This window comes from Ideonella margarita (genome assembly GCF_038066635.1).
In the GTDB taxonomy this organism is placed as follows: Bacteria; Pseudomonadota; Gammaproteobacteria; order Burkholderiales; family Burkholderiaceae_C; genus Ideonella; species Ideonella margarita.
On record NZ_JBBUTI010000001.1, the window covers coordinates 66,375 to 83,704 of the forward strand.

The 17,330-nt window shown below is 67.4% G+C and carries 13 protein-coding genes; 8 read left to right on the top strand and 5 right to left on the bottom strand.

What is annotated here, in order from left to right; genetic code table 11:
* Window positions 1-3: 3 nt before the first annotated feature.
* The gene (locus AACH00_RS00325) at window positions 4-873 is read left to right on the top strand and encodes a hypothetical protein (RefSeq protein WP_341396944.1); all 870 of its coding nucleotides are present in this window, start codon (window positions 4-6) and stop codon (window positions 871-873) included.
* A gap of 25 nt (window positions 874-898) precedes the next feature.
* On the opposite strand, the gene AACH00_RS00330 is transcribed toward AACH00_RS00325, so the two are convergent.
* Complete coding sequence (locus AACH00_RS00330) at window positions 899-2,206, bottom strand: ABC transporter substrate-binding protein (RefSeq protein ID WP_341396945.1); 1,308 nt, start codon at window positions 2,204-2,206, stop codon at window positions 899-901.
* 147 nt (window positions 2,207-2,353) lie between these two features.
* Between AACH00_RS00330 and AACH00_RS00335 the strand changes: the two genes are divergently transcribed.
* Complete coding sequence (locus AACH00_RS00335; protein WP_341396946.1) at window positions 2,354-3,541, top strand: class I SAM-dependent rRNA methyltransferase; 1,188 nt, start codon at window positions 2,354-2,356, stop codon at window positions 3,539-3,541.
* Here the strand turns inward: AACH00_RS00335 and AACH00_RS00340 are convergent.
* Entirely contained in the window at window positions 3,532-5,499 is a 1,968-nt protein-coding gene (locus tag AACH00_RS00340; protein ID WP_341396947.1) for an ATP-binding protein, read from the bottom strand. The two genes, AACH00_RS00335 and AACH00_RS00340, sit on opposite strands and share 10 nt — an antisense overlap.
* A gap of 211 nt (window positions 5,500-5,710) precedes the next feature.
* On the opposite strand from AACH00_RS00340, the gene AACH00_RS00345 reads away from it, so the two are divergent.
* The gene (locus AACH00_RS00345; RefSeq protein WP_341396948.1) at window positions 5,711-6,154 is read left to right on the top strand and encodes a universal stress protein; all 444 of its coding nucleotides are present in this window, start codon (window positions 5,711-5,713) and stop codon (window positions 6,152-6,154) included.
* Window positions 6,155-6,168: 14 nt separating this feature from the next.
* Here AACH00_RS00345 and AACH00_RS00350 read toward each other — a convergent pair whose 3' ends face one another.
* The gene (locus AACH00_RS00350; protein ID WP_341396949.1) at window positions 6,169-6,651 is read right to left on the bottom strand and encodes an Lrp/AsnC family transcriptional regulator; all 483 of its coding nucleotides are present in this window, start codon (window positions 6,649-6,651) and stop codon (window positions 6,169-6,171) included.
* 142 nt (window positions 6,652-6,793) lie between these two features.
* Between AACH00_RS00350 and glmS the strand changes: the two genes are divergently transcribed.
* Window positions 6,794-8,632 carry a glutamine--fructose-6-phosphate transaminase (isomerizing) gene (glmS, locus tag AACH00_RS00355; RefSeq protein WP_341396950.1) on the top strand — a complete coding sequence of 613 codons (1,839 nt, stop codon included), beginning with the start codon at window positions 6,794-6,796 and terminating at the stop codon, window positions 8,630-8,632.
* A gap of 31 nt (window positions 8,633-8,663) precedes the next feature.
* Here glmS and AACH00_RS00360 read toward each other — a convergent pair whose 3' ends face one another.
* Window positions 8,664-9,197, bottom strand: a complete 534-nt coding sequence (locus AACH00_RS00360) for a histidine phosphatase family protein (RefSeq protein ID WP_341396951.1) — start codon at window positions 9,195-9,197, stop codon at window positions 8,664-8,666.
* A gap of 506 nt (window positions 9,198-9,703) precedes the next feature.
* Window positions 9,704-10,630 carry a LysR family transcriptional regulator gene (locus AACH00_RS00365; RefSeq protein WP_341396952.1) on the bottom strand — a complete coding sequence of 309 codons (927 nt, stop codon included), beginning with the start codon at window positions 10,628-10,630 and terminating at the stop codon, window positions 9,704-9,706.
* Between the two features lie 144 nt (window positions 10,631-10,774).
* Between AACH00_RS00365 and AACH00_RS00370 the strand changes: the two genes are divergently transcribed.
* Genes AACH00_RS00370 through AACH00_RS00385 form a run of 4 tightly spaced genes read left to right on the top strand, consistent with a single transcriptional unit; the run spans window position 10,775 to window position 17,325 of the window.
* A complete protein-coding gene (locus AACH00_RS00370) occupies window positions 10,775-12,460 on the top strand; it encodes a DUF1302 domain-containing protein (RefSeq protein WP_341396953.1) in 1,686 nt (561 codons plus the stop codon).
* 17 nt (window positions 12,461-12,477) lie between these two features.
* Window positions 12,478-13,824, top strand: coding sequence for a DUF1329 domain-containing protein (locus AACH00_RS00375; RefSeq protein WP_341396954.1), 1,347 nt, complete (start codon window positions 12,478-12,480; stop codon window positions 13,822-13,824).
* 13 nt (window positions 13,825-13,837) lie between these two features.
* A complete protein-coding gene (locus AACH00_RS00380; protein WP_341396955.1) occupies window positions 13,838-14,938 on the top strand; it encodes a WD40/YVTN/BNR-like repeat-containing protein in 1,101 nt (366 codons plus the stop codon).
* Window positions 14,935-17,325, top strand: coding sequence for an efflux RND transporter permease subunit (locus tag AACH00_RS00385; RefSeq protein WP_341396956.1), 2,391 nt, complete (start codon window positions 14,935-14,937; stop codon window positions 17,323-17,325). Before AACH00_RS00380 ends, AACH00_RS00385 begins: the two co-directional genes overlap by 4 nt.
* Window positions 17,326-17,330: the final 5 nt, after the last annotated feature.

Genomic DNA, 17,330 nt, shown 5'->3' on the forward strand with positions numbered 1-17,330 from the left:
CGCATGACTTTCGCAATGACTTATTCGACCCTGCTGCGCCGCGAATGGCTGCAGCACCGCACCGGCTGGCTGGTGCTGGCCTTCGGCCCGATGGTGCTGATGGTGTGTGGCTGGCTGTTTGGCCAGGTGCAGGTGGACGGCACCGAGAGCGCGGCTTCCTTTTTCGCCATCAGTGCCGGCGCCTACGTGCTGGCCGTGACCGGCCTGGCCTGGCTGACCGTCGGCTTTCAGGTCGCCGGCCTGGCGCGCCGCGATGTGCAAGACCGCTCGATCGAGTTCTGGCGCTCGCTGCCGGTGAGTGATTCGGCCGCGGTGAGTGCCACGCTGGTCGCCCATCTGGTGCTGATGCCGCTGGCCGTGATGCTGGTGTCGCTGGCCTTCAGCGTGGTGGTCGCGGCTTTGCTGGTGAGCAAGGGCTTCGGCATGGCGGCCCTCGGGGCGGTGCCGATGGGTGAGGTGGGCAGTGCGCTGCTGGCGGCCTTGCTGCGCATGGCGGTGGGCCTGCCGCTGGCCAGCTTCTGGGCGGCGGCGCTGTTGATGCCCATCATGGCCGCCTCCGCCTGGCTCAAGCGCTGGGGCGCGCCGGTGGTGCTGGGTGTGGTGGGCGCCGGTGGTGCGCTGCTGAAAAACGCCTATGACATGCCCTTTGTGCTGGACACCGTGCATGGCCTGTTTTTGCAATTCAGTGTGGCTCTGGTACCGCTGAGCGCCATGGTCCAGCCCGACCCGACGCTGACCCGCCTGCCTGCCTTGCTGCTGCAGGACCTGCAAGCGCGCCTGGCTGATCTGGCTCACCCCCTGAGCCTGGTGGCGGTGGTGTTGATCGCAGGCAGCTTCGCGCTGCTGGTGCTGCGCCGCCAGCGCGCAGGTTGAGCGCTCACGCGTCAGCAGGGGCCGGTTACTTGTAGTAGCCGGCCTTTTTCATTTCCCGGTCTGCCGCGGCCTGCGACAGCTTCAGCGCATTGTCGACAGACGTCTTGCCCGCCAGCGCCATGCTGATCTGCTGGCCGACCGCGATGCCGATGGCCTGGAACTCCGGGATGGCCGCGAATTGCACGCCCACGTAAGGTGACTTCGGCAGCGTGGCGTCGGTCGGGTTGGCGGTGTCGATGGCCAGTTTTTCGGCGGTCGCAAACCGTGCGGCGCGCTGGAATTCCGGTTGCGCGTAGGTCGACTTGCGCGTGCCCGTGGGCACCGAGCCCCAGCCGTTGGTGCGCGCCACCAATTGCACGTACTCCTTGCTGGTGGCCCAGGTGATGAACTTCTGCGCCGCGTCCACCTTCTGCGAGCCCGCCGGAATGGCCAGGTTCCACGACCACAGCCAGTTCGCGCCCTTGGGCGACACGGCCACCGGCGCCTGGGTGAAGGCGATGCGGTCAGCCACCTTGGACAGCCGCGGATCCGACACAAAGGACGCCGCAATGGTGGCGTCCAGCCACATGCCGCACTTGCCGGCGTTGGTCAGCGCCAGGATCTCGTTGAAGCTGTTGGCGGCCGAGCCGGGCGGGCCGTAGCTCTTCAGCAGGTCGACGTAGAAGCTCACCGCGTCATGCCAGGGCTTGCTGTCGATCTGCGGCTTCCACTGCATGTCGAACCACTGCCCGCCGAAGGTGTTCACCATCGTCGAGATGAGCGCCATGTTGTCGCCCCAGCCCGGCTTGCCGCGCAGGCAGATGCCGAACACGCCTTCCTTCGGGTTGTGGATCTTCGCGGCCAACTCGCGCACCTGGGCCCAGGTTGGCCGCTCGGGCAAGGCGACGCCGGCCTTGTCGGCCAGGTCCTTGCGGTACATCAGCATCGAGCTTTCGCCGTAGAAGGGGGCGGCGAAGAGCTTGCCGTCCACCGACAGCCCGTTGCGCATCGCAGGCAGCAGGTCGTCCACGTCGTAGGCGGCATCGGTCACCAACTCCTGCAGCCAGCCTTTGCGGCCCCAGATGGGCGCCTCGTACATGCCGATGGTCATCACGTCGAACTGGCCGCCGCGGGTGGCGATGTCGGTGGTCACGCGCTGGCGCAGCATGCCTTCTTCCAGGCTCACCCATTTCAGCTTGATGCCCGGATTGGCGCTCTCGAAGTGCCGACCGAGCTTCTGCATCTCGATCATGTGGCCGTTGTTGACCGTGGCGATCACCAGCTCAGTCGCTGCATGTGCATGCAGGGCAGCAGCCAGACCGAAGGCCAGGGCAAGGGCGGCTTTGAGCTTCATGGAACCTCTCCGTTTTGGCGTGGCGCTGTGATGGTGCGGTGTCGATGTCAGGCGCACAGCGTGAAGCCATCCTACCCAAGCCGGCGGCCTTCTCCAATGCAGCAAATGCCTCCCCGTTGCGTGGGGCCACAGGTGACAATCCCGGCCATGAAAGTCATCCGATTGAGAGAAGGCAAGGACCGCTCGCTGCAGCGCGGCCACCCGTGGGTGTTTGCCGGCAGTGTCGAGAAGGGCAAGGCCGATGCCGGTGAGACCGTGCGCATCGACACCCACGACGGCCGCTTCCTGGCCTGGGGCGCGTTCAGCCCGGAATCGCAGATTCGCGTGCGCGCCTGGAGCCGAGATGAAGCCGAGCGCATCGACGCCGCCTTCTTCCAGCGCCGCATCGCGGCGGCGGTGGCCATGCGCCAGCGCCTGAACATCGCGAGCAACGGCATGCGCCTGGTGCACGGTGAGGCCGACGGCCTGCCCGGCCTGGTGGTGGACCGTTACGACGACATCCTCAGCGTGCAGTTCCTGTCGGCTGGCAGTGAGCGCTGGAAGCCGGTGATTGCCGACGCGCTGGTGGCCGCCACCGGCTGCACGCGCCTGTATGAGCGCAGCGACGTGGGCGTGCGCCAGCTGGAGGGCCTGGCCCCCGCCAAGGGCTGGCTGCGCGGCGACGGCAGCACCGTGGTGACGCTGCGCGAGCACGACCTGCAACTGACCGTGGACGTGGAAGAGGGCCACAAGACCGGCTACTACCTCGACCAGCGTGAGAACCGCGCCTTGTTTGCCCGGCTGGTGCGCCAGTTCGGCTGCAAGACGGTGCTGAACTGCTACAGCTACACGGGCGGCTTCAGCGTGGCGGCCCTGATGGGCGGTGCCACCGACGTGACCAGCGTGGACTCCTCCGGCCCGGCGCTGGAGCGCGCTTCAGCCCATGTGGCCTTGAACGGCTTTGATGCCGACGGCATTCACCACACGCTGGATGCCGACGTGAACGGCACGCTGCGGCGCTTTCTGGAAGAGGGCCGCACCTTCGACGCCATCGTGCTGGACCCGCCGAAGTTCGCGCCCAGTGCCGCCCACGCCGACCGCGCCAGCCGAGCCTACAAGGACATCAACCGCCTCGGCCTGAAGTTGTTGAACCCGGGTGGCTTGCTGCTCACCTTCAGTTGCTCCGGCGGTATCAGCGCTGATCTGTTCCACAAGATCGTGGCCGGCGCCGGCAACGACGCGGGGGTGGATGGCTACCTGCTGCAACGCCTGGAAGCGGCGCCTGACCACCCGACCACGCTGTGCTTCCCCGAGGGCGAGTACCTCAAGGGCCTGGTCATCCTGCGTCAGGCCTGAGGCGCAGCATCGGCGGGCAGCTCGAACCAGAACACGCTGCCTTGCCCGAGCTGGCTGCGCGCCCCGATGCGCCCGCCCATGCGCGACACCAGCTGCTTGCACAGCGCCAGCCCCAGGCCGGTGCCCCCGTGCTGTTGGGCAATGGTGTCGTCGGCCTGAACGAACTCCTGGAACAGCCGGGGCAGGGCGGCCGGGGCAATGCCCATGCCGGTGTCGGCCACCTCCACCCGCACGTTCAGGCTGATGGCCTTGGCTGGCACCGCGCACACCCGCACTTCCACCCCGCCGACCTTGGTGAACTTCAAGGCGTTGGATACCAGGTTGGCCAGCACCTGGCGCAGCCGCCGGGCATCGGCCTTCAGCGCGGTGGGCGTGCCCGGGGCCACATGGCAGTCCAGCGTCAGGCCCTTGAGCTGGGCATGCACCTGGTAGGGCGCCAGGCTCTCGGTCAGCCAGGCAGGCACATCAAACGGGGCCGGGTTCAGGCTGAACTGGCCGTGCTCCAGGCTGGCCATGTCCAGCACGTCGTTCACCAGTTGCAGCAGGTTGTCGGCCGTGCTTTTCATGGCGTGGGTGTGCTGCCGCTGGCGGTCGTCGAGGTCTGACATCAGCAGCAGCGTGGACAGACCCAGCATGCCGCTGATGGGGGTGCGCAGCTCATGTGCCACATGGGCCAGGAAGCGGGGCACCTTGGCGGGCGGTGGCGTTGGTGCTTGCGCGGCCTGCTGCACCGCCTGATCAACGGCCTGAAGGCGCTGCTCGTCCACCGCTGAAAACACCGCCGGCGCCAGCGGGTTCCGGGTAAGCCGGGTGTGCAGATAACGCGCCCGCGTTGAACGCCCGATGATGGGCAGGCACAGCGCTGTTGCGGCCAGTGCGGCGCTGGTTGCGCCTTCGGCATCGCCCAGGCCGGTGCAGGCCGCGTGCAGCAGGCGCAGCAGGGCCAGCTCGTCGTGCAGCGGGCGCTTGTGCGGCATCACGCGGTCGCGCTCGGCCAGGGCCAGTTGCCTGGCTTCGCTGAATTCACCGCGGGCGCACAGCAGGTGCAGGCGCATCAGCGCCGCCACGGCTTCGCGGTGTTCGCTGGAGGCGCCGTCGCCCGCCGGCAGCGCGTTCAGCCAGTCTTGTGCTTCGGCGAGCCGGCCCACGCCGATCAAGGCCTGCGTCAATCGCAGCCGCGCCAGCGCCATCACCAGGCCCGGGCCTGTCAGCAACTCGGCGGCCTCCGGGCGGGCCATCTCTTCGGTGAACACGGCGTGGGCGCGGGCGGGCTCGTCCAGTTGCTCCAGCGCCATCACCAGCTGGCTGGCGCACAGCAGCGCGGCCGGGCAAGGCGGCAGGCCGGCGTTGATGTGCCTGGCCCGCTCCAGATGGGGCAGGCCAGCCTCGGGGTTCAGCGTTTCGATGCAGAGAAGCTGGCCGAGCGCGGTGCAGGCAGCGGCCAGCCAGCGTGCGTGTGGTGCTTCGTTGGCGTGGAACAGCGCGCGGTGGCTGCAGCGCAGCGCGTCTTCCAGCTGCCCCGAAAACTGGTGGGCCCGCGCCAGCAGCAGCAGGCTGATGCTGCGCTCGAAGGGTGGACGCGCTGCTTCCGGATGCCGCAGTTGCCGGGTGCCGATGTGCACGGCCTGCTGGTGCTTGCCGGCCATCGTGAGGGCGAACACCTGCAGGTCATCCAGCAGCCACAGCGCCCGGGGCACGGCCAAGGCCTGGCAGCGCTGGCGGGCGGTGTCGATGCGCTGGATCAGCGTGCTTTCCGGCAGCACCACTACCAAGGGGTACAGCGCGTAGAAGCAGGCCAGCGCTTCGGATTCATGGTCGCCGCAGGCCCGGGCCAGCCATTGGGTCTGCTCGGCCAGATGGCCCATTGGCGAGTGCCCGAAATGCCCGTCGCCCAGCAGACTTTCCACTTGTCGCAGCAACTGTCTGGAGGCCGCAAATCGGGCGTTGATCGAAGACATGGCGGGGTCCAAAGGTGGGCGCCGAGCGGGCGCTTGGGTGGCCATTGGACACGGCCTGCCGGCGCCGTGCAGCCCTGGCGCGAACTGCTGCTGCGCTGGTGCCACGTGCGGTGGCGCTTGGCCATCAAACGCGGCGCAACTGGCGTAGAGTTGGGCGACAGGCTGAGGGTTGCAGCATCCGTTGTAGCCAGTGCCTGATCAGGAGAGCGCCATGCTGTTGCTTGTTCCGGTGGATGGTTCCTTGGCGGGGATGGACGCCGTGCGCCATGTGTGGACGCTGGCCCGTCAGGGCCTGGACGTTCAGGTGCTGCTGGCCAATGTGCAAGACGGCCCGCACTTGTATGAGGTGGTGCTGGCGCACGATGCCGACCTGCTGGCCGGCGCCAGCCACGACGCTGGCGAACATGTGCTGGCGCCCGCGATGGCGCTGCTGCGATCGGCCAAGGTGCCGGTGCGCGGCGAGGTGCTGATCGGCGAGCCTGGCCACCAGCTGGTGGATCTGGCCGAGCGCGAGCAATGCCACGGCATCGTGATGGGCAGCCAGGGCGTGGGGCTGCTGGGCGGCGCACGGCTGGGCTCGGTGTGCCAGTGGGTGCTGCTGCATGCCAGCGTGCCCGTCACCATCGTGCGGCACGCGGCGCCGGACACCGACTGAGCGCTTGACCGCGCTCAGGGCGCCGGCACGCGCGGGTCGAACTTCGCCCGCTTCAGCGCGAAGAAGCTCTTCACGTTGCGCACGTTGGCGTTCTGGGTGAACAGGGCCTGGCTGAGCGCCAGAAACGCGGACATGGTGGCGCTGTGGATCACCAGCACGAAGTCAGGCCCGGGCGACACCCGCCAGCATTGCTGCACCGCCACCTGCGCCACGGCCAGGGCCTCGAAGGCATCGAGGTGCTCGGCGCCCTGGCGGTCGAGCGTCACTTCGCAGATCGCTTGCAGGCCCTGGCCGGCAAACGCCGGCGCCAGCAGCGTGGTGTAACGCTCGATCACGCCTGCGTCACGCAGCCGCTTGATGCGCCGCAGGGCGGTGGCCGCCGACACATGCGCGGCCTCGGCCAGCGCCTGGTTGGTCAGGCTGGCATCGGCTTGCAGCAGGTCCAGCAGGCGCCAGTCGGTGGCGTCCAGGGTCAGGCTGGCGGTTGATTCGTTCATCTGATGAGTCTAAGTGATGATTAATTTCACTCAGGTGATGTGATGAATGAATTGATTGTTTTTATCTGATTTTTGCAAACTTCATTCACGGTGAGGCGCCTACGATGCGCGCACTCTTCAACTGAATCAAGCGAGCAGCACCATGTGTGGCATCGTCGGCGCCGTCAGCAGCCAGAACATCGTTCCCATCCTCGTGCAGGGCCTGCAGCGGCTGGAGTACCGCGGCTATGACTCCTGCGGCGTGGCCGTGCACCAGAACGGCGAGCTGCGCCGCACGCGCAGCACCGCCCGCGTGGCTGAGCTGCAAGGCCAGGTCGACGCCGACGGCGTGGCCAGCGGCACCGGCATCGCCCACACCCGCTGGGCCACGCACGGCGCGCCCGCGGTGCACAACGCGCATCCGCACTTCAGCAGCGGGCGCATTGCGCTGGTCCACAACGGCATCATCGAGAACCACGACGAGCTGCGCGACGAACTCAAGGCCAAGGGCTATGTGTTCGAGAGCCAGACCGACACCGAGGTCATCGCCCACCTGGTGCACCACCTGTATGACGGCGACCTGTTTGATGCCGTGCAGCGTGCCACCGCCCGCCTGAAGGGCGCCTATGCCATCGCCGTGTTCTGCCGCGACGAGCCGAACCGCGTGGTGGGTGCGCGTGAGGGCTCGCCGCTTATTCTGGGCGTGGGCACCGATGACACTGGCGCCAACTATCTGGCGTCTGATGCCATGGCGCTGGCCGGCGTGACCGACCGCATCGTCTACCTGGAAGAGGGCGACGTGGTCGACGTGCAACTGGGCAAGTTCTGGGTGGTGGCCCGCCAGCCTGACGGCCAGTTCAAGCCCGTGCAGCGCGAGGTGAAAACCGTGCGCGCGCACAGCGGCGCGGCCGAGCTGGGCCCGTATCGCCACTACATGCAGAAGGAAATCTTCGAGCAGCCGCGCGCGATTGCCGACACGCTCGAAGGCGTGGAGGGCATCACCCCCGAGCTGTTCGGTGACGGCGCCTACCGCGTGTTCAAGGACATCGACCGCGTGCTTATCCTGGCCTGCGGCACCAGCTACTACTCAGGCTCCACCGCCAAGTACTGGCTGGAGAGCATCGCCAAGATCCCCACCAGCGTGGAGATCGCCAGCGAATACCGCTATCGCGATTCGGTGCCCGACCCGCGCACGCTGGTCGTCACCATCAGCCAGAGCGGCGAAACCGCCGACACCCTGGCCGCGCTGAAGCACGCGCGCAGCCTGGGCATGCCGCACTCGCTGACCATCTGCAACGTGTCCACCAGCGCCATGGTGCGTGAGTGCGAACTGGCCTACATCACCCGCGCCGGCGTGGAAGTGGGCGTGGCCAGCACCAAGGCCTTCACCACCCAGCTGGCGGGCCTGTTCCTGCTGACGCTGGCGCTGGCGCAGGTGCGCGGGCACCTGACCGACGAGCAGGAAGCGCAGCACCTCAAGGCCATGCGCCACCTGCCCGTGGCCCTGCAAGCCGTGCTGGCGCTGGAGCCGCAAGTGGTGGCCTGGGCCGAAGCCTTCGCCCGCAAGGAAAACGCGCTCTTCCTGGGCCGCGGCCTGCACTACCCGATCGCGCTGGAAGGCGCGCTCAAGCTCAAGGAAATCAGCTACATCCACGCCGAGGCCTACCCGGCCGGTGAGCTGAAGCACGGCCCGCTGGCGCTGGTGACCGCCGAGATGCCCGTGGTGACCGTGGCCCCCAACGACGCCCTGCTGGAAAAGCTCAAGAGCAACCTGCAGGAAGTGCGCGCCCGCGGCGGCGAACTCTTCGTGTTCGCCGATGCCGACACCCGCATCGAAAACGGCGAAGGCCTGCACGTCATCCGCATGCCCGAGCACTACGGCGCACTGTCACCCCTGCTGCACGTGGTGCCGCTGCAGCTGCTGGCGTATCACACGGCCTGCGCGCGGGGCACGGATGTGGACAAGCCGCGGAATTTGGCGAAGAGCGTCACCGTGGAGTGATGGGGGAGGGAGGTCGCGAGACGTTGGGCCGTCAGGGCAGGCGCCCGATCAGCTTCAAACCGCCCACCTGGGGCTGCAGCACCACGCCCGAACCCGACTCGGGCACCACCCCGGTCAGCGCCGTGATGTTGACTTGGTGCGTGATGACCACCAACACGCCGGGGCCACGCCAGGTCTGAAGCTGGGCCAGCGCCGCGCGTGTTTGTGCCTCTTCCGACGCTGGACTCCCAAAGAAAGAGTTGAAGGTCGGTTGGTCTTGCCGCTGACCGGGGAAGGCGAGGTCAGCGGTTTCGCGCGTCCGGCACCACTGCGAGGACCACACCGCGCCGACCTTGACGCCGCGTTCAGCAAACGCCCGCCCGATGCGCTGCGCTTGCTCGCGGCCTTCCTGGCTCAGGTTGCGCTGGGTGTTGCAGTCGTCGAGCTTGAACTCCGCCGGATCGCCGCCGCCAGGCGCGAGCGCATGGCGCATCAGCACGACCGAATCAGGCGGCAGGTCGGGCCAGTCTGACGCACCCGCAAATCGGGACAAGCCCAGCAACAGCAGCACAAAGAGTCGTCTCATCCGTTGAGTATCTGGCGCCCGCAATGTCCCTGCCCGGCTCCCCGTCAATGACGCCATCAAGCGCAGATCAGTGGCTGCGGCCACAGCGCCAGCGCGTGCCGGATGGCTCAGTGTTGACGATCGCGGCGGCCCGATCCAATTTTCAGCCTCGTTGGCGGTTCGAATTGACCTAGCAGATTGGCGAGCCTCCAGAGGACAACGGATGCCAACGATGGGTCGACCCGACGCGATCCACGCGAGTCAGTTGGCGGCGATCATCAACGGTGTTCACGACTGTTTTCCGGCCCCGGCCGTTCCACGGCGCCAATCTGCAGGTCGTTGACGACTTCCCGGGCGCGAGTGGTCGAGTCGCCAAGCCTGATGTCCAGGTTTCTCGGGGTGTCCGGTTTACGACTCTATTCGGTCGAAACACCTGACATTCGGCGACAACCGCGTCACCAATCACCCGCACGAGACCGCGCCAGTGCAGGTGGATTTCCCGCCCGCACCGGCAAAGCGCGCCCATCTCACGCCTTGATAGGCTCCGCATCCATCCGCACCGCCGCCCTTCGCAGCAGGCTGCGCAACCACACCAGCCCCGGGTCCTGGGACTTGTACTTGTGCCACTGCATGCATTGCTCCATCGGGGCGATGGGCAGGGGCGAAGGGCGCAGCTCGATCGGGTAGATCTGCTGCATCTGGCGCGCCAGGCGGGCATGCACGGTGGCCACGAAGTCGGTGCCCACCACCAGCGCGGGCAGGGTGGCGAAGCCGTAGCTCGTCACGGCCACGCGCCGTGTCACGCCGTGCCGCGTGGCCATCTCCTGCTCGAACGAGCTGCCGGTGCCGCCCTGCGGCTGCATCACCACATGGCCGGCGGCCAGGTAGCGCTCGGCGCTGAGCGGCCCGCGCGCCATCGTGCCGTCGCGCCACACCGCACAGACGAAGTCCTCGGCATACAGCAGCTCCTGCGGATGGTCGGGTGAGAGAAAACCCCGCGGGATGATGAGCAGATCGGCCTCGCCGCGCTCCAGGCTGCGCTGCGGGTTGCTCACCTGCGGCAGGAAGTCGAAGCGCGCGGCGCAGCGCTCGGCACTGGCCAGCGCCAGCAGGTGCGGCACGAACACCAGCTGCGTGTAGTCCGAAGCAAAGATGCGGAAGGTCCGGTCCGACGTGGACGGATCGAATTGCGGCGGAATCGCGATCGCACTGTCGACGCGCACCAACACATCGCGCACGGCTTCTTCCAGCCCGAGTGCGCGCGGCGTCGGCGCCATCTTGCGGCCGACCTGCACCAGCAACTCGTCGTCGAAGTACTCGCGCAGCCGCGCCAGCGCATTGCTGGTGGCCGACGGACTGAGGTTCAGACGCTCTGCGGCGCGCGTGATGCTGCGCTCGGTCAGCAAGGCGTCCAGGGCGACCAGCAGGTTCAGGTCAAGGCGGTTGAAGCGCATGGCGACGTGTGGATGGGATCAAGGGTTAACCCACGAAGTATTCACCAAACCGAATCATTGATTGGAAACAACCCATTTTTCTTGAAGGCCGTGAGTCCGTACGCTCTCGTTGAACCTTTACCAAAACAACAAAGGAGACACGGAATGAGCATCCGACAAGCTGCGGGCACGCGCCTGCTGCACTCACCACATCGACGTCGTCTGGGCGCCCTGGCGCTGGCTGCTTTCGCCGCTTGCGGTGCACACGCGGTGGAGATCGACACCGACGTCCCCGACCTCAAGCTGCGTTGGGACAACACCGTCAAGTACAGCGCTGCGGCGCGACTCAAGAAGGCGTCGCCGGGCCTGTCGCAAACGGCGTTCGGCCCCACCGGCATCGTGGGCGCCAACAACATCAACCAGGATGATGGCGACAACAACTTCGGCCGCGGCCTGGTGTCGAGCCGCCTCGACCTGCTGAGCGAGTTCGACCTCAGCTATCGCAACATCGGTGCGCGCGTCAGCGCCGCCGGCTGGTACGACCAGGTCTACAACCGCAGCAACGACAACACCACCTTCACGGCCAACCACACGCCGGGCAACGCCTTCACCAGCGAAACCCGTGAGCTGATGGGCCGCAAGCTGGAGCTGCTCGACGCCTTCGTGTTCGGCAAGTTCGAGCTGGCAGACAAGCCCGTCACGGTGCGCCTGGGCCGCCACACACTGCTGTGGGGCGAGAGCCTGTTCTTCGGTGCCAACGGCATTGCCGGCGGCCAGGCGCCGCTCGATTTGCCCAAGCTGCTGTCGGTGCCCAACGCGCAGTTCAAGGAGATCGCACGCCCCACCGGCAAGCTCTCGGGCCAGGTGCAGCTGTCGGCCGATGTGTCGGTCGGCGCGTACGTGGGCTACGAGTGGGAAAAGACCCGGCTGATGCCGGTGGGTGCGTATCTCTCGACCAGCGATTCGCTGGGCGCGGGTGGTGAGCGCATCAACGCCGGCGCCACCGGCCAGTTCGTCAACGCGGGCGATCTGGAAGCGCGCAACGGCGGCCAGTACGGCCTGCAGGTGCGCTGGCGTGTTGAAGACATCGATACCGACCTCGGCTTCTACGCCATTCGCTACAACGCCACCGGCCCGAGCAACATCTGGACGACGCTCTCTGGCGCGCCGCCGGCCCTCTCGGCCAGCAGCTACCGCTGGGCGTACCACGAAGGCATTCGCGCCTTCGGCGTCAGCTTCGCCAAGAGCGTGGGCGAGTGGGGCTTGGCCGGTGAGGCGTCGTACCGGCAGAACTCGCCGCTGGCCAGCTCGGGCCAGTCGGTGATCCCGGCCATCGGCTTGGGCGTGGGCTTCGACAACAACAGCAACCCCGGTTATGCGGTGGGCGACACGGCACATGCGCAGTTCTCGTGGCTCGCCAGCCTCGGCCCCAACTGGCTCGCGAATGAGACGAGCTTCCTCGGCGAAGTGGCCTGGAACACCCGCGTCAAGGTGACCAAGAACGAAGCGATGCTGAACCCGAATGCACAAAAGTCCGCGACGGCGATGCGCTTGGTGTTCGCGCCGTCGTACCGCCAGGTGCTGCCGGGTCTGGACCTCACGCCCAGCGTAGGTCTGGGTTATGGCTGGGGCAAATCTTCGGCAGTCGGGCCGGGCTTCGCCGTCGACAAGGGCGGTGATCTGACCTTCGGCCTGGGGGCGGTGTACCTCGGCACCTGGAATGCCAACCTCAGTGTTGTGCATTACCTCGGCCGCGAAGCGCCCACGCTGGACAACGCCAACAACGCGCAATTCCTGCAGGCCCTGAAGGACCGCGATTCCGTGACGCTGTCGCTGCGCACCACGTTCTGATTTCCGGAGACTGATTTATGCGAACCCTCTCTCACGGCGCGCTGCTGGCCGCCACCTTGCTGGCGGGCGTGGCCCACGCCGCCGTCACCGCTGACGAAGCGGCCAAGCTGAAATCCACCCTGACCCCGTTCGGAGCCGAAAAGGCCGGCAACGCCGACGGCAGCATCCCGGCCTGGACCGGCGGCTACACCACACCCGTGGCCGGCTACAAGAGCGGTGGCCGCCGCGGCGACCCCTTCGCCAACGAAAAGCCGATCTACAGCATCACCGCCGACAACCTGGCCCAGCACGCATCGAAGCTGACCGAAGGCACGCAGGCGCTGCTCAAGAAGTACCCGAAGACCTTCCGCGTGGATGTCTACAAGACGCACCGCACGGCCGCTGCGCCGCAATGGGTCTACGACAACACCTTCCAGAACGCCACCAGCGCCAAGCTCGACGGCGAAGTGTTGAAGGGCGCGTTTGGCGGTATCCCGTTCCCGATCCCGAAGTCGGGCAAGGAGATCGTCGCCAACAACGAACTGCACTGGCGCGGTGAAGCCTGGCAGGCCGACTTCCGCGGCTACCTGGGCACGGCCAGCGGCCAGCGCGTGCTGTCGGTCGAGGGCACGGGTGATTTCCAGATGCCCTATTACGCCCAAGGCCAGGACAGCAAGTTCAGCGGCGACTACTGGCTGATCCGCCTGGTCAACAGCGGCCCGCCCGTGCGTGCCGGCGAGGCCATCACCGGCCGCCAGCATCTGGACCAGGACAAGACTGGCGTCTGGGTCTACCTGACCGGCCAGCGCCGCGTGCGCAAGCTGCCCAACGCCTGCTGCGACACGCCCACCCCGGCATCGGGCGGCGTGGCGAGCTTCGACGAAGTGGACGTGCTGTCGGGCCGCACTGACCGCTTCGACTGGAAGATCGTCGGCAAGCAGGAAATGCTGATCCCCTACAACAGCAACCGCCTGCACACACCCACCAAGGACAGCGATGTGCTGCTGGCCAACCACCTGAACCCTGACCATGTGCGCTGGGAGCTGCACCGCGTGTGGGTGCTGGAATCGACCCTGAAGGCAGGCCAGCGCCACCAGGCGCCCAAGGCCCGCTACTACGTCGATGAAGACACCTGGGTGGCCGTGCTGGGTGACCGCTGGGATGCCAACGGTCAGCTGTGGAAGACGCTGTGGTCGCACCCGGTGGTGATGCCGGACCTGCCTGCCACCACGCCGCAACAGCAGTGGGGCTTCAATGACCTGATCTCCGGTGCCTGGTACGCCAGCGGCGTGGTCAATGAGCGCAACAAGCACTACCAGATCGTCCCGCGTCGCCCGGACAGCTTCTTCACACCCGATGCCATGGCTGGCGAGGGCGTTCGCTGAGGCGACCAGAACCATGCGACTTTCTCTTGTGATTGCTACCACCTGGGCTGCGGCCTTGGTGGTGGCCCAGGGTGCCACGGCCGCGGCGGCCCCCGGAGCTGCCACGCCGGCAGCCCCGGTGGGTGATGCCCTGCAGCGCCCGGCCCTGGCCACGGCTGCGCCGGAACGCGCGGTGCTGCTCAGCGCCGCCCGGGCTGGCCAGCGCCTGGTGGCCGTGGGTGAGCGCGGCCTGGTGGCGCTGAGTGACGATGAAGGGCGCACCTGGCGCCAGGCGCCGTGCCCGGTGAGCGTCAGCTTGACGATGGTGCGGTTTGCCGATGCACGGAACGGTGTGGCCGTGGGCCATGCCGGCACCGTGCTGACCACCGCCGATGCCGGCGCCAGCTGGACGCTGCGGCTCGATGGCCGCCGCGTGGCCGCTGCCGCGCAGCAGGCCGCCGCCACGCCGGCAGCCCAGCAAGAGGCCGCCCGCCTGGTGGCCGACGGCCCCGACAAACCCTTCCTCGATGTGCTGCTGTGGGACGCCAAGCGCATGCTGGCCGTGGGCGCTTATGGCCTGGCCATGCACAGCGCCGACGGCGGTGTGACCTGGCAGCCGTGGATGGACCGCCTGCCGAATCCGAAAGGCCTGCACTGGTACGTCGCGCAGCGCGCCGGCGACACCCTGCTGCTGGCCGGTGAACAAGGCCTGCTGGCCACGTCAACTGACGGCGGCCGCAACTTCCGTGCGCTGGCTTCGCCGTATGCCGGCAGCTGGTTCACGGGGGACGTGAGCGCCTCGGGCGAATGGCTGCTGGCCGGTTTGCGCGGCAACGTCTGGCGGTCGATCGATGGCGGTGCGCAGTGGCAGGCCCTGGCCTCGCCCGTGCCCGCCAGCATCACCGCCGCGGTGCGCGGCAGCAACGGGCAATTGCTGCTCGCCAGCCAGGCCGGCCTGGTGTTGCAGGTGCAGGGCCAGGCACTGGTGCCGCTGCGCGCTGCGCCACTGGCCTTGCCCTCGGCCCTGCTGCCGCTGCGCGACGGCCGCCTGCTGGCGCTGGGTGCCACCGGTGTGACGCTGGTCTCGCCTGCTGAAGACAAGGCAAAAGCAAAAGAAACAGGAGAGCGCCCGTGAACGCGCCGGCATTTGATACCCGCTCAGGCTCACTGATTGAGCGAGCCCTGTTCAACCACCGCCGTGTGGTGCTGCTGCTGTGCGCGCTGGTCACGCTGCTGCTGGGCTGGCAAGCCACGCACCTGCAACTGCATGCCAGCTTCGAAAAGACCATTCCCACCCGCCACCCGTACATCCAGAACTTCCTGGCCAACCAGCATGAGCTGAGCGGCCTGGGCAATGCCGTGCGCATCGCCGTGGCCCAGCCCAAGGGCAGCATCTACCAGGCCGCTTACCTGGACACGCTGCGCCGCTTGTCCGACGAAGTCTTCCTGATGCCCGGCGTGGACCGCGCGCGGATGAAGTCGCTGTGGACGCCCACCACCCGCTGGGTCGGCGTCACCGAAGACGGGCTTGAAGGTGGCCCGGTGATCCCGGACGGCTTCGACGGCTCACCGGAAAAGCTGCAGGCGCTGGCCAGCAACGTGGCCCGCTCGGGCGAGATCGGCCAGCTGGTGGCGCGTGATGCGCAGTCGAGCGTGCTGTTCGTGCCGCTGCTGGCCAAGGGCGCCGATGGTCAGGCCATCGACTACGCCGAGCTGTCGACACGGCTGGAAGCCCTGCGCACCAAGTACGAGGCGGAAGGCGTGCAGATGCACATCACCGGCTTCGCCAAGATCATCGGCGACCTGATTGAAGGTGTGCGCGCCGTGCTCGTGTTCTTCGCGCTGGCCGTGGCCATCGCCACTGCCATGGTGTTCTGGTACACGCGCTGCATGCGCTCCACCGCGCTGGTGGTGCTGGCCTCGCTGATCGCGGTGGTGTGGCAGCTCGGCCTGCTGCCGGTGCTCGGCTTTGCGCTCGACCCCTACTCCATCCTCGTGCCCTTCCTCGTGTTCGCCATCGGCATGAGCCACGGTGCGCAGAAGATGAACGGCATCATGCAGGACGTGGGCCGCGGCGTGGACAAGCTGGTCGCTGCGCGCTTCACCTTCCGCCGCCTGTTCCTGGCCGGCCTCACCGCCTTGCTGGCCGACGCGGTGGGCTTTGCCGTGTTGCTGGTCATCGACATCCAGGTGATCCGCGAGCTGGCGATTGCCGCCTCCATCGGTGTCGGCGTGTTGATCTTCACCAACCTGATCCTGCTGCCCATCGGCCTGAGCTACACCGGCGTCAGTGCCTCGGCCGCGGCACGCAGCCTGCGTGACGAGCAGGCCGATGCGGCCGGTGCCGCCAAGCACCCGCTGTGGGCTTTCCTTGATCGCTTCACGCAGCGTCGCTGGGCCACGGTGGCTGTGCTCGCCGGCCTTGTGATGGGCGTGGGTGGTTATGCCGCCAGCACCCAGTTGAAGATCGGTGACCTGGACCCCGGCGCGCCCGAACTGCGGGCCGACAGCCGCTACAACCGCGACGTGGCCTTCATGACCTCGGCCTACGGCGCGGGCAGTGACGTGCTGGCCGTGATGGTGAAAACGCCCGACGGCCAGTGCTCGAACTATGCCGCGCTGAACAAGATCGACGCGCTGGAGTGGCAGCTGCGCCAGCTGGACGGCGTGGAGAGCACCAACACGCTGTCGTTGCTGAACCGCCGCGTGCTGTCGGGCCTGAACGAGGGCAACCCGCGCTGGTACGAGTTCCTGCCCAACCAGGACATGCTCAACACCGTCACCGCCGGTGCGCCGCGCGGGCTCTACAACGACGCCTGCAACCTGCTCACGCTGTACGTGTACCTGCGTGACCACAAGGCCGACACCCTGGCCCGCGTGGTGCAGCACGTCGAGGCATTCGCCAGCGTCAACAACAGCCCCGAGGCCACATTCATGCTGGCCGCAGGCAGCGCCGGCATCGAGGCCGCCACCAACATCGTCGTGCGTGACGCCTGGCACACCATGCTCGCCATGGTCTACGGCGCGGTGGTGCTGCTGTGCTTCATCACCTTCCGCTCGTGGCGGGCCGTGGTGGTGGCCGTGCTGCCGCTGGTGCTGACGTCCTTCCTGGCCGAGGCCTTGATGGTGGCGCTGGGCATGGGCGTGAAGGTGGCCACGCTGCCGGTGATCGCGCTGGGCGTGGGCATCGGCGTGGATTACGCGCTCTACATCCTGTCCGTCACCCTGGCCCAGCTGCGCGAAGGCAAGAGCCTGTCGGAGAGCTATTACCGCGCGCTGCTGTTCACCGGCAAGGTGGTGATGCTCACCGGCGTGACGCTGGCTGTGGGCGTCATCACCTGGGTCGCCAGCCCCATCAAGTTCCAGGCCGACATGGGCTTGCTGCTGGCCTTCATGTTCGTCTGGAACATGCTCGGCGCACTCGTCCTGGTGCCGGCGCTTGGCCACTTTCTGCTGAAACGTCAGCACCGCGTCGCTGAAGATTCAGCGGCTTTCTACGGCTCGCTCACCGCGAAGCATTGACACAC